Source organism: Lentibacter sp. XHP0401, assembly GCF_025751535.1.
Classification (GTDB): Bacteria; Pseudomonadota; Alphaproteobacteria; order Rhodobacterales; family Rhodobacteraceae; genus Lentibacter.
In genome coordinates this window covers 1-20,385 of record NZ_JAOWLC010000007.1, presented here as the reverse complement: position 1 = coordinate 20,385, position 20,385 = coordinate 1, and the positions used below count along the sequence as shown (strand labels likewise).

Below are 20,385 nucleotides of genomic sequence, written 5' to 3'. Positions count from 1 at the left end.
CCTGTTCAGACAAAAGTGCGGGCGTGTTCACGGCCCGGGATATCAAGATGAGGTGTGGCGTTGAAACTGCCGAGCATGAGTGTTCCGTGCACGTATGAAAGGCGGTGAACAGAGGAGTTCATCACTTGCAGCATGATTTTAGCCATGCCCTCATCGCTGAGTTGCAGGACTTGACGCAAGATCGAACCGATGACGCCGCCGGACGTGACAATGAGAACGCGCCCGTGATCTTTGCACAGTTCATTTATGAGGCCGTTTGTGCGGCCGTAAAATTCGGCAAACGGCTCTGGCACGCCTTTCACGCGACCTGAGGCCCAGTAACCGATCATTTGCGGGAGATGCGCGGCGAATTCAGTCGGGTCGGTTGGCATACCGATGCCGTGCTCGGCCTCAAGGGCGGCTGCCATGGCAAAATACTGTAGCTCGTCAAGGCGTCCGTCAATGCGGGTATCGTCGTATCCCATGCTTGCGGCCGTTTCTTTCTGGCGGCGCAGTGTGCCTGTGATCACGTGGTCAAAATGCGGATTGGTGGCACGCATATGCTCGCCGAGCCAGCGGGCCTGAGTATGACCGAGATCGGACAGCTTGTCATAGCTGGCTTCATCGGTGGCGTGGCTGTTGGCCTGCCCGTGCCGGACTAGAATCAATTCTGCCATGTTGTCTCGCATTTGATCAAATTTGTGCAGAGGTTAGCCTTAGGGTGCGGCGGGTTAAAGGGAGTGGTGCAAAGAAAATGCAACAACCTGAAAGGCGGCGCAAAAGGGTGGTGGGGTGTCGGGAATGTGAGGTGTTCAGGTGGCGGTCTCTGGTTTATGATACAAGCCAAGACCGACGGGAGGCGCGCTATGTCTGAGACTGTTTTATTTACGCTCGATGGGGAGCCGGTTGCGGCAAAGAAAGGTATGACCATTTGGGAAGTGGCCAATGGACAAGGTCTTATAATTCCTCATTTGTGTCACAAACCTGCGCCGGGTTACCGCCCAGATGGCAATTGCCGCGCCTGTATGGTCGAGATCGAAGGTGAGCGGACCTTGGCCGCCTCGTGCATCCGCGAGCCGCAAGACGGGATGGTTGTAACGACGAATTCGCCGCGCGCAAAGAATGCGCGCAAAATGGTTGTTGAAATGCTTGTGGCTGATTTGCCCGAGCGCGAGGACAGCCACGATAAATCTGCGCATATGTGGGATATGGCCGATTTGAACGGCGTAAGCGAAAGCCGTTTTCCGAAGCTGGAAGACGGGCATATTCCGCTACTTGACGATAGCCATGTTGCGATGCGGGTTAATCTGGACGCTTGCATTTCGTGCGGGCTTTGCGTGCGGGCCTGCCGCGAAGTGCAGGTGAATGATGTGATCGGCATGGCGGGGCGCGGGCACAGCGCTTACCCTGTGTTTGATATGGGCGACCCGATGGGTGAGAGCACCTGCGTGGCCTGCGGTGAATGTGTGCAGGCTTGCCCGACGGGCGCATTGATGCCTGCGACTGTGCTTGATGCGGACCAACGTGGTGACAGCAAGGATTTTGACAGTGAAACAGAAAGCGTCTGCCCGTTCTGCGGTGTGGGCTGCAAAGTTTCGCTTAAGGTGAAAGACGGCAAGGTTAAGTATGTCGAGGGTATCAACGGCCCTGCCAACGAGGGCCGCCTCTGCGTGAAGGGGCGCTTTGGTTTTGATTATATTCACCATGCGCACCGGCTGAACAAGCCGCTCATCCGGCGAAAAGATGCGCCCGCCAAGGGGCTGAACGTTCACCCCGAGAACTGGCAGGAGTTTTTCCGCGAGGCGAGCTGGGATGAGGCGATGGAATTTGCGGCGGGCGGGCTTGCGGACTTGCGCGAGCGCGAGGGTGGCAAGGCTGTGGCTGGTTTTGGCTCGGCCAAATGCACCAATGAAGAGGCCTACCTTTTCCAGAAGTTCATTCGCCAAGGCTTTCTGCATAACAACGTGGATCACTGCACGCGGCTCTGCCATGCATCATCAGTCTTTGCGTTGATCGAGAATGTCGGGTCTGGCGGCGTGACTGCGACATTTAACGAGATCGAAAACGCCGATGTGGCGATTATCATCGGGGCGAACCCCGTTGAGAACCACCCTGTCGCAGCAACCTATTTCAAGCAGTTCACCAAGCGCGGCGGCAAGCTGATTGTGATGGACCCGCGTGGTGTTGGGTTGCGCCGCTTTGCCGAGGAGATGGTGCAATTCCGCCCCGGAGCGGATGTGAGTATGCTGAACGCGATCATGCATGTGATTGTCGAGGAAGAGCTTTACGACAGCCAGTACATTCACCGTTGGACTGAAAACTGGGAGGCTGAAAAGGCGCATCTTGCTGACTTTTCACCTGAAGCGATGAGCGCGATTTGCGGTGTCTCGCCCGAGCAATTGCGCCGCGTGGCGCGTATCTTCGCAGGCGCTGGGGCCGGGATGATTTTTTGGGGGATGGGCGTCAGCCAGCACATCCACGGCACAGACAATTCGCGCTGTTTGATCAGCCTTGCCTTGATGACAGGCAATGTCGGCAAACCCGGTGCAGGGCTGCATCCTCTTCGCGGCCAGAACAACGTGCAGGGCGCGTCTGATGCGGGGCTGATCCCGATGTTTTTGCCTGACTACCAAAGTGTGATGGACGACGGCATTCGCAAGGCCTTTACGGATGTGTGGGGCTCCGGTGACTTTTCATCCGAGAAGGGCCTGACTGTGACCGAAATCATGGATGAGGCCTACGCGGGTAACATCAAGGGAATGTATATTCAGGGCGAGAACCCTGCCATGTCGGACCCCGATGTGGAACATGCCCGTGACGCTTTGGGTAAGCTGGAGCACCTTGTTGTGCAAGATATCTTCCTGACAGAAACGGCGAACTATGCCGATGTGATCCTGCCTGCCTCGGCGCTGTATGAAAAGAACGGCACCGTGAGCAATACCAACCGTCAAGTTCAGCGGGTGCGCCCTGCTGTAGCCCCACCCGGAGAGGCGCGGGAGGATTGGAAAATCACTGTGGAACTGGCACAGCGCGTGGGACTCAACTGGGATTACAGCGATGTCTCAGAAGTGTTCAACGAGATGAAGATCAATATGCCATCGCTCGACAACATCACATGGGAACGGCTCAAGACCGAGACGATTACCTATCCTTCGCTGTCCGAGACAGACCCGGGGCAGGCGGTTATCTTTGGTGATGGGTTCCCCCGCGCCGAGGGGCGTGCAAAGTTTACCCCCGCGAATGTGATTGCGCCCGATGAGGCCCCTGATGCGGAGTATCCGATGATCATGACAACAGGGCGGCAGCTTGAGCACTGGCATACAGGCTCGATGACGCGGCGCTCGAGCGTCTTGGATGCAGTGGAGCCCGAGGCGAACTGTTCGTTGCACCCCAAAACCTTGCGCCGCCTTGGGGTAGAGCCGGGCGGACACGTGCGCCTGAGCACACGGCGAGGTAGTATTGTTATTATGGCGCGGGCTGATCGAGCTGTAGCGGAAGACATGGTGTTTGTGCCGTTTGCCTATGTAGAAGCGGCGGCGAACGTGCTCACCAACCCTGCGATTGACCCGTATGGAAAGATCCCGGAGTTCAAGTTTTCAGCTGTGAAGGTAGAGAAGGCCGAAGGGGTTGTTGCGGCGGAATAACCCTTGAAAGTTTTGTCCTCGCAGCGTTTTCTAGAGGCATGGCAAATGCTGTCTTCATCCAAAACCCAGGCTCGATCTACAGGGACGAACCGGGTATCGTTTACCACTTTCCCAAACGGTATTTGGGCATGGTGGAAGAGTGCCTGGGAGATTGGATTGTCATCTATGAAGGCCGTAAAGGGGCGTTCGGATATACCTCGGTTTTGAAAGTTGCCACTGTCGTACCTGATCACGAACTTGAGGGGCACTATTATGCCTACTTCGAACGTGGAACCGAGTGGCAATTTGAACAGGTTGTGCCGCGCAGCGATCCAATGGGCATAGCCTATGAGACTTCACTTCGTGGTCCTGACGGAGCGGCGATTTCGGGCGGGGCCAGCGTTTCGGCTGTTCGCAGGCTTAGCTTTGCAGAATTTGGTGCTATAGTAAGTGCCGGTCTTAAGCCTCTTGAAGGGCCTGAGGCTTTGCCTCGTGAAGCAGGGATGGAACATGCATTCGCCGAGGCGCAGGCTCCTTTTGAAAGTGCGGTCATTGTCGATATTCGTGATACAGTGCTTACGTCGCGGTTAAAGCGGGATGCCTCGTTTGCGCGCAATGTGAAGGCCGCCTATAAGGGCCGTTGCGCCATTTCGGGGCTTGATTTGCGCAATGGCGGAGGGCGGGCCGAGGTTCAGGCGGCGCATATTAGGCCAGTGGCAGACAAAGGGCCTGATAGCGTGATCAATGGATTGGCGCTTTCCGGAACATTGCATTGGATGTTTGACAGGGGGCTAATATCTGTGGGCGAGAAGCATGAAATACTTGTCTCTGACAACAAAGTTCCTGCGGAGGTTCGTCAGAGATTGATTAGTCCAACCGGTAAGTTGCATCTGCCTGAAGATGCACGCCATCATCCGCACCCCGCCTTTCTCAAGTATCACCGAGAAAACATCTATGGAATGACCGCATGACCCTTAAACCCGATCCAACCCGCTTTCTTTCAAATCTGCATGAGCTGCGCCAGTTCGGGGCGGCGGGTGTGGGTAAAGGTGTTGTGCGGCCTGCCTATAGCGAGGCCGACATTGCGGCGCGTGCGTGGCTTGCGGCCAAGTTTGAGGACGCAGGGCTCAAGGTTCACTACGATCCGATGGGTTCGCTTTTCGGGTTGGCTGAGGGGCCGTCGATATTGCTTGGCTCGCATTCCGACAGTCAGCCGGAGGGTGGATGGCTTGATGGTGCTTTGGGTGTGATTGCGGCGTTGGAAGTGGCGTGTGCGGCTAGAGAGGCAGGCGGACCTGCTGTTTCTGTTGTGAGCTTTCAGGATGAAGAAGGGCGCTTTGGGGTGACTACGGGGAGCACTGTCTGGTCAGGTCAACTGGGCCTTGAGAAAGCAGATAAGCTTACTGATCGCGACGGTATAAGTCTTGCTGAAGCACGCAGCACGATGGCGCATTTGGCAGGCGATTTTGTTGATCCGGCCCAGTTTACAGGGTTCATCGAGATGCACATCGAGCAAGGCCCCTGGCTTGATCAGGCGGGCGAAGCTGCTGGCGTTGTGACTGACATTGTCGGCATTCGAGATATGCGTATCACCTTCGAGGGCGAGCAGAACCACGCTGGCACAACTCCGATGCACCTGCGTCGTGATGCATTTCAGGCACTTGGAGCGTTTAATGCGCTGATTGCAGAACGGTTCCAGAATGTGGTGACGCCACAGACGGTTTGGACTATCGGCCATGTGAAGCTGCATCCGGATGCGCATTCTATCGTGCCGGGCACGGCAACCTTTTCGATGCAATGGCGTGATGGGGATGGGGACCGTTTGCGGCGGATGGAAGAAATTATCCGCGCAACTGCTCATGAGGTAGCGGAGGCCCGCGGGCTTGCTCTTTCCTTCGGGCCGATGTTAGGGCTGGAGCCAGTCGCAATGGATGCGAAGTTGCGCACAGCGCTTGAGGCGAGTGCAGAAAACTGTGCGCCGGGAAGTTGGCGGAAGATGCCTTCCGGTGCGCTGCATGACGCAACCAATCTGGCACAATATTTGCCTGTTGCGATGTTGTTTGTACCTTCTATCAACGGGATCAGCCATGCCTTTGAGGAAGACACAAACGAGGCTGATCTGGTCAAGGGTCTAGAGGTGTTGGCGGGAGCTGTAGCGCGCCTGTCCTGAGAGAAATGACGGCTCTTTTTCTTTCTATAAGTATCCCGAGGGGGGCCAGGGAGCAGCGCTCCCCCGTTGGTCGGATTTGGCGAAGCCAAATTTGAAGCTTCTAGCCCCAGCTGACATCACCCAGAAAGATATATCCCGCGCCATAAATTGTTTTGATAAGGCGTGGGTTCTTCGGATCTTCACCAAGTTTGGTGCGCAGTCGTGAAATACGCACATCCATGGCGCGGTCAAAGCTTTCACCGGCAGCGCCGCCCAGGCTCTCTTGCATATTTGCGCGGGAAATAAGCCGCTTCGGGCGTTCGAGGAACAAGCGCAGAACCTCGCCCTCGGCGTGGGAGAAAGTGGTTTCACTGCCAGTCTCGTCGACAAGCAAGTAGCGGTCGAAATGTGCGGTCCAACCGTTGAAGCGGGCGGTCTCGGTGCTTTGTGGCGCGGGGGCTGCCTTGCGCAGGCGGGCGCGGACACGGGCGACCACTTCGGCTGGCTCGAATGGCTTTATGATGTAGTCATCCGCGCCAAGTTCAAGTCCTGTGACGCGGTCTTGCACCTGCGCGCGTCCCGAGATGATGATGACGCTTGCACCTTGTTCAAGTGCCAGTCGATGAACAAGGGTGAGCCCGTCTTTATCGGGTAAAGACAGATCCACGAGGCAGACATCGGGCGCAGCCGTTTTAAGGGCGGCTTCAAACTCGGTTGCGCGGCCGAAGCTCATGGTTTCAAAGCCAGCTTCTTCTAGCGCGTCAGTGAGCATTTCGCGGATGGCACGTTCGTCATCTAAGATGGTCACAAGCGGTTTGGTCATGGGGCTTTGTCCGTTCCAAGATATATTGCGAGGGTTTCCGCAGTGAAGGGTTTGCGCAGTACGGGTGCCAACTTTATGGCGCGTTGAAAGAGCGGGTCGGTTTCCGGCAGAGATGTCATCAGGATACTTGGTGGCCGTGTTTGGCCCAGCCCGCTCAGTAGATCAAGGCCTGTGGCCTCTCCTTCGAGCGAGATATCGGATAAGACCAGTGCGATATCGGGCAAATCCTGCGCGAGCAAAAGGGCTTCCTCGACACTTGTCGCTTCGATAACGCTGTGTCCCTGTCCAATCAGCATTTCGCGCACGTCTGTGCGGATGGCGGCATTGTCTTCAACCAAGAGGGCCAGCCCCGGTGACACGGGGGCTGGCGCGTGGCGCAGGGGTAAGCGCAAGCTGACTTCTGCACCCGAAGCGGTATTGCGGGCCTGCACACGACCGCCCGAAAGCTTGGCCATGTCATAAACCATAGCAAGACCGAGGCCAGAGCCATCGTCGCCTTTTGTTGTGAAGAACGGGTCAAAGGCATGCGCAAGCGCGCGCTCTGAAAAGCCGGGACCGCTGTCGGAAACAGCGAACTCGACCCATGTGTTTTGCACGAGGTGCACGCATAATGTGATCTTTCCCTCGCCGTTACAGGCATCGCGCGCGTTAAGAACGAGGTTGAGCAGGCTGTCTTGCAACATGCCGGCGTCAAGCATGAGGGTGAGGTCCGGTGGCGTTGTTCCGGTTTCGATCAGAAGGGTGACGCCATGCGGCAAGGCCGAGTCTGCCAGCGTTTTGAACTCGGTCAGCAGTTGCGTCAGCCGCGTGGGCATGGGGTGCACATCGCGATGGCCTGTCATATCGGCAATGCGATTGAGTAAATCACCGCCGCGGCGCGCTGCTGTGAGTGTGGCGCTTACCAGATCGTCGGCCTTGGGCGGCAAATCAAGATTTTGGAGGCGGCCCTGAGAGCCAAGGACAATTGTCAGCAGGTTGGAGAAATCATGTGCGAGGCCTGAGACCATCTGCGCCGCCAGTTCGCGGCGGCGGGTTTGTTGAAGAGCTGCGCGGGTCTGGGTTTCTTCGGTTATGTCCATCGAGAGAATATAGACGCCACCTGTGCTCGCATCGGGCGTGAGAGCGACGCGGATCCGCCGAGAGCTGGGTTCATGGTTGAATTCGAAGACCGAGGGCTTGCCTGCAAATCCACGTTCAAGATAGGGGGCGATGACGTCATAAGGCTGTGGCCCGAGGACATCGGCAGCATGATGGCCTACAGGGTCAGCCAGACTGCCCGGCATCACGGAACTGACACGTCGGTTTGAGAAGGTATAGACTTGATCGGGGCTGACATGGGCGATGTGTGCGGGCATCATCTCGGTCGTCAGGCGGGTGCGGGCTTCCATTGCGGTCAACTGGCGCTTGGCTTCTTCCAGCGCCATGACAGTGGCTTCAAGCTCGCGATTGGTTGTCGCGAGCTCCTCTGCGCGTGTGAGAAGCTGACCAGAGAGGGCCTCCGAGCGGGTCCGCAAGAGCCCTTCCTGTCGCTTGGTTCCTGTGATGTCGGTGTAAACCGTGACCCAGCCACCGTTGGGCAAAGGGGAACCCTCGACAGAAACCCAACGCCCGTCGCCTCGCTGACGTTCGAAATAATGGGGTTCGAATGCGCCCGCTAGATCAACGCGCTCTTGCACGAAAGCGTCGATATCATCGACAGCGCCGTATTCCCCGTGCTCGGCGATATAGCGGATGGTTGCGGCAAAATCGGCTCCAGGCGCTACGATCCAGTCTGGCAGGGCAAACATTTGGCGGAAGCGTTCGTTTGAGACGACGAGGCGCAAGTCGCTATCATAAATTGATAGCGCCTGTTGAATGAGGTTAAGCCCTGCCATTGTCATGGCCTGATTGTAAGGGGATGTGCTCATGAGCTACCTTCCTTCGCCTGTGCTAGCATTCATAATGGGGTAGGCAAAGCCCCAGTGAAAGTCCCTGTGTGAAAGCTCCTGTGTTTGCCAGATGCGCTTGTTACAATTTGTTAGAATCGAGAAATGTTCACGTAAAAGTTGACGGTAACTCTGAATACGTCACGCTGGGGGGAGGAGAATCGCCCAGGCATCGTGGCGGATTTGCCCCGAAAGGGACAAAGGGAGGATAAGATTTGACACAGTCGTCACAAGCGACGGACGGGCTTTGCTCGGTTCCTGCGCTGTTGCAGCGAAACGCTCAGAAGTTTGGTAGCAAAGCTGCCTATCGCGAAAAAGAATTTGGCATCTGGCAAAGCTGGACATGGGCCGAGACCGAGAAAGAAATCGAGGCTCTGGCGCTTGGCTTTATCAATCTGGGTGTGAATGAGGGCGATTTTATCGCTATCATCGGGCGCAACCGACCCTATTTTTATTGGGCGATGGTTGCTGCGCAGTCAGTTGGAGCTGTCCCTGTTCCGCTCTACAATGACGCTTCTGCCGAAGAGATGGCCTATGTGATGGAGCACTGCGGCGCACGCTTTGTGGTATGTGAAGATCAGGAGCAGGTCGACAAAGTCATCGAAATTCAGGACGGTTTGCACCAGTTTGAACATATGATTTATGTCGATCCTCGCGGATTGCGTAAATATGACCACCACGCGCTACACCGGTTTGTCGACATTCAGGCGCAGGGCCGAGCAACATATTACGAGTGGATCGAAGACCTCAAGGCGCGCCGTGAGAAGCTGACCTATGACAGCACATGCGTGATGCTCTATACTTCAGGCACGACTGGCAAGCCCAAGGGCGTTGTTCTGTCAAACCGCAACATCATCGAGACAGCAAAAAACGCCAGTGAGTTTGATAACCTGAATGCGGGTGACGAAATTCTGGCTTATCTGCCTATGGCGTGGGTGGGCGATTTTATCTTCTCGGTCGGTCAAGCCTATTGGACCGGGTTTTGCACGAACTGCCCGGAAAGCCCCGAGACGATGATGACCGATCTGCGCGAAATCGGCCCGACCTATTATTTTGCGCCGCCCCGAATTTTTGAAACGCAGCTGACCAATGTGATGATCCGCATGGAAGATGCGAGCCCTTTCAAGAAACGCTTGTTTGATTACTTCATGGCCCATGCCAAACGAGTTGGCCCCGCTATTCTGGATGGCAAATCTGTAAACGCTTGGGACAGGTTGAAATACAAGCTCGGTGAATTAGCGATCTATGGTCCGCTTAAAAACACATTGGGCTTTAGCCGCGTGCGTGTAGGCTATACAGCGGGAGAGGCGATCGGCCCTGAAATTTTCGAGTTCTACCGCTCGCTCGGGATCAACCTCAAGCAGCTTTATGGGCAGACCGAAGCATCTGTTTTCATCACTGTGCAGCCTGACGGCGAAGTGCGCGCTGATACGGTTGGTATCCCGTCCAAGGGGGTTGAAATTCGCATTGCCGACAATGGCGAGATTTTTTACCGTTCCGAAGGCACGTTTGTTGAATACTACAAAAACGCCGAAAGCACGGCCTCGACCAAAGATGCTGAAGGCTGGGTTGCCACGGGTGATGCGGGTTTCTTTGAGCCAGATACAGGGCACCTGCGGATCATCGATCGCGCTAAAGACGTTGGCGCTATGGCCGATGGTAGCCTGTTTGCGCCCAAGTATGTCGAGAATAAATTGAAGTTTTACCCCGACATTCTGGAAGCTGTGCTCTTTGGTAACGGTAAAGACCGCTGTGTCGCCTTTATCAACATCGACCTGACCGCTGTTGGCAACTGGGCGGAGCGCAACAACATTGCTTATGCTTCTTACCAAGAGCTTGCGGGGCATCCCAAGGTGCTGGCCTCGATCCAGAGTCATGTGGAAGAGGTCAACAAATCAGTTGCGCAGGACGAGATGCTTTCGGGCTGTCAGGTGCACCGCTTTGTTATCCTGCACAAAGAACTTGATGCGGATGACGGCGAGATGACACGCACCCGCAAAGTGCGCCGTGTGATTGTGGCTGACAAATTTAAAGACATCATCGAGGCGCTTTATGACGGCTCACCGCAGATCTCGACCAAAACGGAAGTGACTTATGAAGACGGCCGCAAAGGCTCGATCAGTGCGACTTTGACGATTATTGACGCCAAGGTTCAGCCCGTGACGACACAGAAGGTGGCAGCAGAATGAACGATATGAGCACAGAAGGCTACACCACCGAGGACGGCCGCAAGATTGGCGGCACGTTGATGGAAATGAAGAACATCACGCTGAGTTTCGGCGGGGTGAAGGCGATTACGGATATCAGCTTTGACATCAAGGAAGGCGAAATTCGCGCCATTATCGGGCCGAACGGCGCGGGAAAATCCTCGATGCTCAATGTGATCTCGGGCTTTTACATCCCTCAAGAAGGCGAGGTTTGGTACAAAGGCGAGAAGCGCGCCCAGATGAAGCCGTATGAAGTGGCGCGTCTCGGGATTGCGCGGACGTTTCAGAACATCGCTTTGTTTGACGGTATGAGCGTGCTCGACAACGTGATGACCGGACGGCTCAACCACATGACCACAGGGCTTTTTGCCCAGGGATTATGGAAGGGCAAGGCCGAGCGCGAAGAGGTTGAGAACCGTGAGCGCGCCGAGAAGATCATCGACTTTCTTGAAATTCAGGCAATCCGCAAGACACCTGTTGCGCGGCTTCCTTACGGCCTCAAGAAGCGGGTCGAACTGGCGCGTGCTTTGGCGGCAGAACCTTCGCTTCTGCTGCTGGATGAGCCAATGGCGGGTATGAACGTTGAGGAAAAAGAGGACATGAGCCGCTTTATTCTCGATGTGAACGACGAATTCGGAACAACCATTGCGCTGATCGAGCATGACATGGGTGTGGTTATGGACCTGAGCGACCGTGTTGTCGTGATGGATTACGGCAAGAAGATCGGCGATGGAACGCCTGATGAAGTGCGCAACAACCAAGATGTAATCGATGCCTATCTGGGGGTGAGCCATGACTGAGCAAGCCCGTCTGACACAAGTATTTGGAGGCCTCAACAATGCCTGAACAACTCGTCTATGCGATGGAGGTTTTCCTCAACGGTCTGATGGCAGGGGTGCTTTACGCGCTCGTGGCTTTGGGCTTTGTCCTGATTTATAAAGCTTCGGGCATCTTCAACTATGCTCAGGGCGTTATGGCTCTGTTTGCGGCCCTTACACTTGTGGGCGTTATGGAAGGACAGGTGCCCTTCAGCCATCTGATCAATGCGATTTTCGGCACTGATATTCACCACTTCGGTTGGCATTTGCCAGCGATCGTGGGGATTGTCGTGACCATTCTTGTTATGATCGGGTTGGCGTGGATGGTGCAGAAGTTTGTCTTCAAGCATCTGGTGGGCCAGGAGCCGATCATCCTGTTTATGGCCACAATTGGTCTTGCTTATTTCCTTGAAGGCGTGGGTGATATCATGTGGGGAAGCGACATCAAGAAACTTGATGTGGGCCTGCCACAAGGGATCAATACCTGGATTGACGAGAGCACATTCAAAGTATTCGATTACGGGTTCTTCATCGACAATCTCGATATTTTCGCCACGCTTATCGCGGCTATCCTTGTGATCGGATTGGTGATTTTCAGTCAGTATTCCAAGCAGGGCCGCGCTATGCGTGCCGTGGCGGATGACCATCAGGCGGCTCTGAGTGTTGGTATCAACCTCAACTTCATCTGGGTTATGGTCTGGTCGCTTGCAGGCTTCGTTGCCCTTGTGGCGGGTATCATGTGGGGCACAAAATCGGGCGTGCAGTTCTCGCTGTCACTGATTGCGCTTAAGGCGCTGCCGGTTCTGATGCTCGGCGGGTTCACCTCTATTCCCGGCGCGATTGTCGGCGGGCTGATCATCGGTGTCGGTGAGAAGCTGTTTGAATTTGCCATAGGTCCAATGGTGGGCGGGGCGACTGAAAACTGGTTCGCTTATGTGCTTGCCCTTATCTTCCTCGTCTTCCGCCCTCAGGGGCTGTTTGGCGAGAAGATTATCGAGAGGGTGTAGGCTGTCATGATGAAGCTTATCGCGATTATCAATGTGGTTGCATGGTCGGGTTTTTGGGCCTTCGGGTATCTCGCTCTGTCGGCCAATGCCGAGAACGAAAGCCAGATGACCATGGCCATGATATTTGCTGCCATCGGCGCGGGGATTGGTATCTGGACTTACCTTCAACTGGTGCGACACGCAGAAGCAACGGGCTATGCCAAGCGCTCTAACCGCGCTGACCTAAGCCATCAAGAAATAGAAAACGGGGAGAGTGTCTGATGTTTTACCGTGAGGCTGGTGATTTCAAGACATCCTATGTGGATGACGGGCAGACTTTCCCGATCAAATTTGACCGCTATCGCTATTACTTTGTGCTCTTTGTGGCCTTTGCGATGGTTCCGCTGCTGATCAATGACTATTGGGTCAACGCGATTTTCCTGCCGTTTCTGATCTATTCGATTGCGGCAATCGGGCTGAACATCCTTGTGGGCTATTGCGGTCAGGTTTCGCTGGGCACCGGGGGCTTTATGGCTGTGGGGGCTTATGCCTGCTACAAGTTCATGACGGGCCTCGATATCTGGATCGGCGGCGTGCAATATGCGCTGCCGCCTATCAATATCTTCTTTTCGGTTATTCTGGCGGGGCTGGTGACGGCGGTTGTCGGTGTGCTCTTTGGCTTGCCAAGTCTGCGCATCAAAGGGTTTTACCTTGCCGTGGCAACACTGGCGGCACAGTTTTTCCTTGTCTGGCTCTTTAACAAATGGGCCTGGGCCTACAACTATTCGGCCTCCGGACAGATCAACGCTCCCGAACGCGAGATCTTTGGAGTCGCCATCACAGGACCAAACACCGAAGCTTGGGCAAGTTATCTTTTCTGCCTCGTCATTGCGGCGATCACTGCTGTGATCGCGCGCAACCTCACGCGCGGTGCTTCCGGGCGTAAGTGGATGGCGATCCGTGACATGGACATTGCTGCCGAGATCATCGGGGTGAACCCGCTGAAGGCCAAGCTGAGCGCTTTTGCGGTGAGTTCGTTTTATATTGGTATCGCAGGCGCACTTTTCTTTGCTGTCTATCTCGGTGCTGTTGAAGTGGGTGAGGCCTTTGGTATCCAGAAGTCGTTTATTGTTCTGTTCATGGTGATCATCGGTGGCCTCGGCTCGATCTTCGGCTCCTTTGCTGGCGCTGCGTTTCTTGTGCTTTTGCCGGTCCTGCTCAAGCTTATGCTGGCGGACAGCACCGATACGATTACAGGCTTCTCAACCGTCATGAGCTGGATCTTCCTGCTTGCCTTTGCTGCGGCGGTCGTGATGCTTGTGATCAATGTTATCCGCACCCGCAGCCTTATCGCTGGCTCGGGCGTTGGGTGGATTTTCGCAAGTATCGCAGCCTTCATGGCCTATGCGCTGACAATCGGCGGTATGGGCTGGCCCACAGATATCGTGGCGCATTTGCAGCTTGTGATCGTTGGTGCGCTTATCATTATCTTCCTTGTCGCCGAACCACACGGGATTGCCCAGCTGTGGCGCGTGGCAAAGGAGAAACTACGGTTGTGGCCGTTCCCGCACTAATGGGACGGCAACAAATAGGGGCTGCGGCGTAAAGCCGTAGCTTACATCGGATAAAACCAAGGGAGGAGACCCCGATGAAGAAGAGACTAGCGACAATGGCCGTGGCAGCCGTAATGGCGGCAGGCCCAGTGATGGCGGACCTTGTGTTCCCGTCGCTTTCATACCGCACAGGCGCATATGCGGCTGGTGGCATTCCGTTTGCTGACGGCTATGCGGATTACTTCACGCTGCTCAACGAGCGTGACGGCGGCATTGGCGGCGTTATGACCAAAGTCCCCGAGTGTGAAACAGCTTATAACACCGAGAAGGGTGTTGAATGCTATGAATCCCTCAAAGACAGCGGCGGGTTGGTGTATCAACCGCTTTCAACTGGTATCACTTATCAGCTGATCCCGAAAATGACGGCGGATGACATTCCCCTCCATACCATGGGTTACGGGCGCACATCAGCGGCGAACGGCAAAGTGTTTAGCCACGTCTTCAACTATCCGGCGAATTACTGGAACGGCGCATCGGTTATCGTTAACCACCTGCTGGAGCAGAACGGTGGCGATATGAAGGGCAAAAAAGTTGCGCTCGTGTATCACAACTCTGCTTTCGGCAAAGAGCCGATCCGGACGCTGGAAGAGCTTTCGGCCAAGCACGGTTACGAGCTGAGCCTTCTGCCTGTTGACCACCCCGGTCAGGAGCAGAAATCACAGTGGCTGCAAATCCGCCGTGACAAGCCAGACTATGTGATCATGTATGGCTGGGGCGTTATGAACCAGGTTGCCATTCAGGAAGCTGCGAACATCCGTTTCCCGATGGAAAACTTCATCGGTATCTGGTGGTCGGGCGCAGAGCATGATGTGATGCCAGCGGGTGAAGCGGCCAACGGTTACAAGGCCGTGACGTTCCACGCGGTTGGCGACGACTTCCCTGTGTTTGATGATATTCGCAAATACGTTGTCGACAAAGGCCTCGCGGCTGGTGCCGGCGATCAGGTGGGCAAGGTTGTTTACAACCGTGGTCTTTACGCTGCGATGCTCGCGGCTGAAGCGGCTAAGAAAGCTCAGGAAATCCATGGCACAGCCCAAATCACGCCATCTATGATGCGTGATGGTATGGAAGCGCTTGAGATCACTGAAGAGCGTATGGCGGAGCTTGGTATGCCAAACTTCGGCCCGAGCTTCTCAGTTTCTTGCGAAAACCACGGTGGTGACGGCCTCGGCGCGATCACACAGTGGGATGCCGCTGCTGGTGAGTGGAAAATGATCTCCGAATTCGGCCCGTCGGACATGGATGTGATCCAGCCGCTGATCATTGAAGACTCAGAAGCTTTTGCTGCTGAAAGCAACATCGAACAGCGTTGCAACTAAGCAACTCTGGCCGCCTGCTCAGATGAGCGGGCGGCCAACCCTTCAACCGAATTTAACAAGCGAGCCCTGACATGCTGGATGCTGGTGAAACGAACGAAGCCATTCTTGAGGTGAACAACATCGAGGTGATTTACAATCACGTGATCCTCGTTCTCAAAGGTGTTTCGCTGAACGTGCCAAAAGGCGGGATTACCGCGCTTTTGGGCGGAAACGGGGCTGGTAAGACGACGACGCTGAAAGCGATTTCGAACCTGCTGCATTCCGAGCGCGGCGAAGTGACCAAGGGCAGTGTGAGCTATCGTGGCGAGGTTACGCAGCATCTTGACCCTGCCGATCTTGTGAAACGCGGCGTCATTCAGGTGATGGAAGGGCGGCACTGTTTTGAGCACCTTACAGTCGAGGAAAATTTGCTCACTGGCGCCTACACGCGAACTGACGGCAAAGGTGCTCTCGCCGCGGACCTTGAGATGGTTTACAACTATTTCCCACGGCTGAAAGAGCGCCGCCGCTCGCAGGCGGGCTACACTTCGGGTGGTGAGCAGCAGATGGTCGCCATTGGCCGCGCATTGCTGAGCCGTCCTGAAACAATCTTGCTGGACGAGCCTTCGATGGGCCTTGCGCCGCAGCTTGTTGAGCAAATCTTCGAGATTGTAAAGTCGCTCAACGAAGACCAAGGCTACACCTTTCTTCTGGCCGAGCAGAACACCAACGTTGCGCTGCGCTATGCGCATTATGGCTATATTCTTGAATCAGGCCGCGTTGTTATGGACGGGCCTGCCAAAGAGCTGCGTGAAAATCCTGATGTGAAGGAATTTTACCTTGGCATGTCGGATGAGGGCCGCAAGAGCTTCCGCGATGTGCGCTCGTATCGCCGCCGCAAGCGCTGGTTGAGCTAAGGCCTTATGGCCCGCTGTAAACGATGATTGTAAGCCACGCGCCAGACAGGCCCGTGACGCCCCTCCATGCCGCTTGAAGCGGTGCAAACGACCTTGAGAAAGTTAACCCCATGAGCCAGTTTTTTGATGAGTTGGAGACACGGAGTCCCGAGGCGCGCGCTGCCGAGGTTGCGGAGCGCTTACCTCAACAGATCGCGCTGGCGCAGCGGCTTGAAGGCTATGGCAAAAGCCTTGCAGGAGTGGATGCCGCCAAGATTACAAGCGCTGCGGCGCTGGCTGAACTGCCGGTCTTGCGTAAGTCCGATCTGAGCGCGGCCCAGAAAAAAGCGCCGCCCTTTGGCGGGCTGACAGCGCAGCCAGCTTCTGGTTTCTCCCATATTTTTCAAAGTCCCGGCCCTATTTATGAACCTGGAAATGTGAGCCACGACTGGTGGCGCGCAGGGCGCTTTCTGGCTGCGGCCGGTATCGGTGCCGGCGATATTGTGCAGAACTGCTTTTCTTATCACCTCACGCCTGCGGGTATGATGTTTGAAAACGGGGCTCGCGCTGTGGGTGCTGCTGTTTTGCCAGCAGGTGTCGGCCAGACCGAACTTCAGGTGCAGGCGGCACATGACATCGGCTGCACGGCTTATGCGGGCACGCCTGATTACCTCAAGATCATTCTCGACAAGGCCGAAGAGATGGGTCTGAAGCTTAAGTTCACCAAGGCAGCGGTAGGTGGCGGCGCGCTGTTTCCGAGCCTTCGGGCCGAGTATAAAGACCGTGGTATCATGTGCTTGCAAAGTTATGGCACTGCTGATCTTGGCACGATTGCTTACGAGACTTCAGCCATGGAAGGCATGATCGTGGATGAGGGTGTGATCGTCGAGATCGTGCGCCCCGGAACGGGTGACCCTGTAGCGGCTGGCGAAGTGGGCGAAGTGGTTGTGACCACGCTCAACCCCGATTATCCGCTGATCCGCTTTGCCACGGGTGACATGAGCGCTGTGATGGAGGGGGAAAGCCCTTGCGGACGCACCAATATGCGCATCAAGGGCTGGATGGGCCGTGCGGACCAGACCACCAAGATCAAGGGGATGTTCGTACGCCCCGAGCAGGTTGCGGCCTTTGTGGCCAAGCACGGCGAGATCGTGAAGGCCCGCGTTGTGGCCAAACGCAGAGGCGAGATGGATGCGATGACTGTGATGGTTGAGGCCGAGGGCGGAGACGCTGCGGCCTATGCTAAATCAGTTGCCGAGGTGCTCAAGCTCAAAGGCGAAATCGAGATTGTTGCCAAGGGGAGCCTGCCGAACGACGGCAAGGTGATCGAGGATCAGCGCAGCTACGATTGAACGGGTCTGCGAGTTCAGCGAACACGTAAACCGAAGAGGCTTGCGGCGGGTTCCTTCAGGTCTGGCGACTGGCGTAAAACGCTGGCCACACCGCGCGCAATTTCGCGGCGTGCCTTGGGGGGGGCGGCTTTGTGCTGAATAGACATAGCCTCAAGGATTTTGATGCGTCTCTCAAGGGGTTGGGCGCGGTCGCTTAAGTAATGTTCGAGAATGGTCTGAACAGCAGTTGGTCCGCCGAGTTCTATCAAGGCTGTGGCGTAGGCTCCCATGTAGGGCGTGTCGCTTTGGACAGCGGTTTCCAATTCCTGCGATAAATAGCGGCTAAAGCTTTGGTCTTGCGACAACCCAGCCAGAAGGATGCGAATGGGCATCAAGTCTTCATCTCTTGTCTCAAGGTCGCGTTTCAGGTTTTGGATATTTGGGAGTCGCATGTTCCTTAGCGTGCTATAGGGCGCTCGATCGAGTTCTTGCAACGAGAGGCGGCGGACATCTGGGCTTGGATCATTTAGAAGTTTTGCAAAGAGCGCGAGACGATCTTTGTCACCCCCGTTGAGCAAGGCTGCTTGGCGTTTGGCGACTTGGACAAGCACAGACTGTAGTCTGTGCTCCAGAACGGTAAGCTCCATCCACGGCCCGTATGCGCCATCACGGGCCAAGAGGACACGCGCTGAGGAACGGGCGGACAGCGCTTTGCGGGTGGCTGCTGACACAGGGATAGGAATGTCGGCAACCTCCGGGCCCATGAGCACTTCCACCAGCTTGTATTGGCTTGGGTCTGCGGGGTCGGGCTCTGCAATTATGGCTTGTTCTGTTGCGAGAAGAAGGTCAACGAGAGTGGGATTTGGGGTGTAGCCATGAAAGGCGCAGGACAATGCCGAGCCTGCAATACCAAGGCTAAATAAACCGCTTAGAAGCGCTCCGTAAATGCTGTTTCTCATGCCATACACAAACCTTAGGCCCACACCTTCTGCGCTTGTGATGATAGGATAGAAACGAGTTTTGCGTAAGGGAAAGCCACACCAGTGGATTAAGATACTGCTCCAAAAGAAAAGAGCCGCGCCCTTAAGGGGTGCGGCTCTTTTTGCAGTTCTGCGTTTCGCTTGGTTTAGCCTTGACGGGCTTTGAAGCGAGGCTGTGTTTTGTTGATCACATAAACGCGGCCCTTGCGGCGCACGATGCGGCAATCACGGTGCCGGCTCTTCAGCGAGCGGAGTGAGTTTCTAACCTTCATCAGGTCGTCTCCTTGGTCGCGGCGCTGGGCTGCGCCTTTGGGTTTGCGGGTGCGCGGGGGCTCTCCCCCGTGCGGTGAATGGTGCGTGGTGGGCGATACAAGGTTCGAACTTGTGACCCCTTCGATGTCAACGAAGTGCTCTACCACTGAGCTAATCGCCCGAACTGGCTTGATTTTCTGTCCCTTCAAACAAAAAGGGACGCGGAAACCCGCGCCAGCGCCTCGTGTCTATAAAAGGAGTCGCGGATATGATCAAGAGCTTTTGACGCCTGATTTTTTTGGCCTATACTCGCCTCAATAAACTGGAGCCAGAATGCCGCGCGTTGCTTATGATTTGATCCATCCTGAACGGCGGACAACTTCGGTTGTGTTTGCTTCGCCGCACAGTGGACGGGACTATCCCTGGACGTTCTTGCGCAAGACGGTTTTGGACCAGCACACCATCCGAACTTCGGAAGATGCCTTTGTGGACAAGCTCTTTGGCCATGCGCCGAAGTGCGGGGCGCCTTTCCTTACGGCGGGGGCACCACGGGCCTATGTCGACCTTAACCGCGCGTCTGACGAACTTGACCCTGCTTTGTTTGAGGGTGTCACGGTGCGGGGGCATAACCCGCGTGTGGCTTCCGGGCTTGGTGTTGTGCCGCGTGTGGTGGCGGGCGGGCGGGCGATTTACCGTGGCAAGCTGCCTTTGAGCGAGGCCAGCCGTCGGATTGATACTTATTGGCGGCCTTATCACCAGATGTTGGGCAAGCTGCTGGACCAGTCATACGCCTATTTTGGTGAGGCGATTCTGGTTGATTGTCACTCGATGCCGCATGAGGCGATGGACATGACCGCGCGGGGTGTGATCCGCCGCCCCGAAGTTGTGATCGGGGACCGTCACGGGGCCTCGGCCAGCGGCGAGATTGTGGACCGTCTGGAAGCGGCGTTTACGGCGGCGGGGCTGCATGTGGTGCGCAATGTGCCCTTTGCGGGGGCCTATATCTGCCAGACATACGGGCGGCCTTCACGCGGGCAGCACGCGGTCCAGATCGAGATTGACCGCTCGATCTATATGAACGAGCAGATGATACGGCCTAATGGCAACTTCGAGGCGTTCCGGCGCTTGCTGAAGGGGGTGACCGAAGAAATCTGCGAGATTGGCCGCAAGGAAGCAGAACCTTTGGCGGCAGAGTAGGTCAGCCATATTTATCGTTACATTTCAATATGTTTGTGATTTGGGGTTGAGTGTATCAGACCCGTTTTTGCAAGAGGTTTATGCGCCGTTTTGATAGGTTAACGGGCATGAAACTTGCTGATTCCAGGGGGGTGATATGCGTGCACAACCCGTGCACCCTGCGTGCACCGCCAAAACGGGATTTCGTTAACAGAAGTTAAGTTAACGGGGCGTTCGGGAGGTATCGGCTCGAATGTATGTACCGGCTGCTGTTCGCAAATGATTTCTGGCATGTTCTCGGAAGTCGCTCATATGTATTCGGCCTGTTG

Annotated in this window: 16 protein-coding genes, 1 tRNA gene and 2 pseudogenes; 13 read left to right on the top strand and 6 right to left on the bottom strand. The window is 55.7% G+C overall.

What is annotated here, in order from left to right; all coding sequences use genetic code 11:
- Nucleotides 1–5 precede the first annotated feature (5 nt).
- A complete protein-coding gene (locus OE750_RS10155; protein WP_263764068.1) occupies nt 6–656 on the bottom strand; it encodes a histidine phosphatase family protein in 651 nt (216 codons plus the stop codon).
- 189 nt (nt 657–845) lie between these two features.
- Between OE750_RS10155 and fdhF the strand changes: the two genes are divergently transcribed.
- From fdhF to OE750_RS10140, 3 genes are read left to right on the top strand one after another with little or no spacing between them, the layout of a single operon-like run.
- Nucleotides 846–3,623, top strand: a complete 2,778-nt coding sequence (gene fdhF / locus OE750_RS10150; RefSeq protein ID WP_263764067.1) for a formate dehydrogenase subunit alpha — start codon at nt 846–848, stop codon at nt 3,621–3,623.
- Nucleotides 3,624–3,661: 38 nt separating this feature from the next.
- Complete coding sequence (locus tag OE750_RS10145; protein ID WP_263764066.1) at nt 3,662–4,573, top strand: HNH endonuclease; 912 nt, start codon at nt 3,662–3,664, stop codon at nt 4,571–4,573.
- Nucleotides 4,570–5,772 (top strand): Zn-dependent hydrolase, encoded by a 1,203-nt coding sequence (locus tag OE750_RS10140; RefSeq protein WP_263764065.1) that lies wholly within the window; start codon nt 4,570–4,572, stop codon nt 5,770–5,772. The genes OE750_RS10145 and OE750_RS10140 overlap by 4 nt, the downstream gene beginning before the upstream one ends.
- A gap of 100 nt (nt 5,773–5,872) precedes the next feature.
- Here OE750_RS10140 and OE750_RS10135 read toward each other — a convergent pair whose 3' ends face one another.
- Together OE750_RS10135 and OE750_RS10130 are read right to left on the bottom strand one after the other, a co-directional pair.
- Nucleotides 5,873–6,574 (bottom strand): response regulator transcription factor, encoded by a 702-nt coding sequence (locus OE750_RS10135; RefSeq protein ID WP_263764064.1) that lies wholly within the window; start codon nt 6,572–6,574, stop codon nt 5,873–5,875.
- Nucleotides 6,571–8,481 (bottom strand): PAS-domain containing protein, encoded by a 1,911-nt coding sequence (locus OE750_RS10130; RefSeq protein WP_263764063.1) that lies wholly within the window; start codon nt 8,479–8,481, stop codon nt 6,571–6,573. Before OE750_RS10130 ends, OE750_RS10135 begins: the two co-directional genes overlap by 4 nt.
- A 233-nt stretch (nt 8,482–8,714) precedes the next feature.
- On the opposite strand from OE750_RS10130, the gene OE750_RS10125 reads away from it, so the two are divergent.
- The 9 genes and pseudogenes from OE750_RS10125 to OE750_RS10090 all read left to right on the top strand — a co-directional run bounded on the left by OE750_RS10125 (nt 8,715) and on the right by OE750_RS10090 (nt 17,669).
- The gene (locus OE750_RS10125; protein WP_263764062.1) at nt 8,715–10,688 is read left to right on the top strand and encodes an AMP-binding protein; all 1,974 of its coding nucleotides are present in this window, start codon (nt 8,715–8,717) and stop codon (nt 10,686–10,688) included.
- Nucleotides 10,685–11,506, top strand: a complete 822-nt coding sequence (locus OE750_RS10120; protein ID WP_263764061.1) for an ABC transporter ATP-binding protein — start codon at nt 10,685–10,687, stop codon at nt 11,504–11,506. The genes OE750_RS10125 and OE750_RS10120 overlap by 4 nt, the downstream gene beginning before the upstream one ends.
- Before the next feature lie 38 nt (nt 11,507–11,544).
- The gene (locus tag OE750_RS10115) at nt 11,545–12,531 is read left to right on the top strand and encodes a branched-chain amino acid ABC transporter permease (RefSeq protein WP_263764060.1); all 987 of its coding nucleotides are present in this window, start codon (nt 11,545–11,547) and stop codon (nt 12,529–12,531) included.
- 6 nt (nt 12,532–12,537) lie between these two features.
- Nucleotides 12,538–12,792 (top strand): hypothetical protein, encoded by a 255-nt coding sequence (locus tag OE750_RS10110; protein WP_263764059.1) that lies wholly within the window; start codon nt 12,538–12,540, stop codon nt 12,790–12,792.
- Nucleotides 12,792–13,748, top strand: a pseudogene (locus OE750_RS10105) (branched-chain amino acid ABC transporter permease); the annotation flags it as partial. The gene OE750_RS10110 and the pseudogene OE750_RS10105, both read left to right, overlap by 1 nt.
- A gap of 186 nt (nt 13,749–13,934) precedes the next feature.
- Nucleotides 13,935–14,084 (top strand): annotated as a pseudogene (locus OE750_RS18165) (branched-chain amino acid ABC transporter permease); the annotation flags it as partial.
- Nucleotides 14,085–14,158: 74 nt separating this feature from the next.
- A complete protein-coding gene (locus OE750_RS10100; protein ID WP_263764057.1) occupies nt 14,159–15,442 on the top strand; it encodes an ABC transporter substrate-binding protein in 1,284 nt (427 codons plus the stop codon).
- A 71-nt stretch (nt 15,443–15,513) separates the two neighbouring features.
- Nucleotides 15,514–16,338: an ABC transporter ATP-binding protein gene (locus tag OE750_RS10095; RefSeq protein ID WP_263764056.1), complete on the top strand. Its 825-nt coding sequence runs from the start codon at nt 15,514–15,516 to the stop codon at nt 16,336–16,338.
- 110 nt (nt 16,339–16,448) lie between these two features.
- A complete protein-coding gene (locus tag OE750_RS10090; protein ID WP_263764055.1) occupies nt 16,449–17,669 on the top strand; it encodes a phenylacetate--CoA ligase family protein in 1,221 nt (406 codons plus the stop codon).
- A 14-nt stretch (nt 17,670–17,683) separates the two neighbouring features.
- Here OE750_RS10090 and OE750_RS10085 read toward each other — a convergent pair whose 3' ends face one another.
- From OE750_RS10085 to OE750_RS10075, 3 genes are all read right to left on the bottom strand, one after another.
- On the bottom strand, nt 17,684–18,607 hold the full coding sequence (locus OE750_RS10085) for a hypothetical protein (protein ID WP_263764054.1): 924 nt from the start codon (nt 18,605–18,607) through the stop codon (nt 17,684–17,686).
- Nucleotides 18,608–18,774: 167 nt separating this feature from the next.
- Complete coding sequence (gene ykgO, locus OE750_RS10080; RefSeq protein ID WP_085850311.1) at nt 18,775–18,900, bottom strand: type B 50S ribosomal protein L36; 126 nt, start codon at nt 18,898–18,900, stop codon at nt 18,775–18,777.
- Between the two features lie 86 nt (nt 18,901–18,986).
- Nucleotides 18,987–19,061: transfer RNA gene (locus OE750_RS10075), tRNA-Val, on the bottom strand.
- A gap of 152 nt (nt 19,062–19,213) precedes the next feature.
- On the opposite strand from OE750_RS10075, the gene OE750_RS10070 reads away from it, so the two are divergent.
- The gene (locus OE750_RS10070; RefSeq protein ID WP_263764053.1) at nt 19,214–20,077 is read left to right on the top strand and encodes an N-formylglutamate amidohydrolase; all 864 of its coding nucleotides are present in this window, start codon (nt 19,214–19,216) and stop codon (nt 20,075–20,077) included.
- Nucleotides 20,078–20,385: the final 308 nt, after the last annotated feature.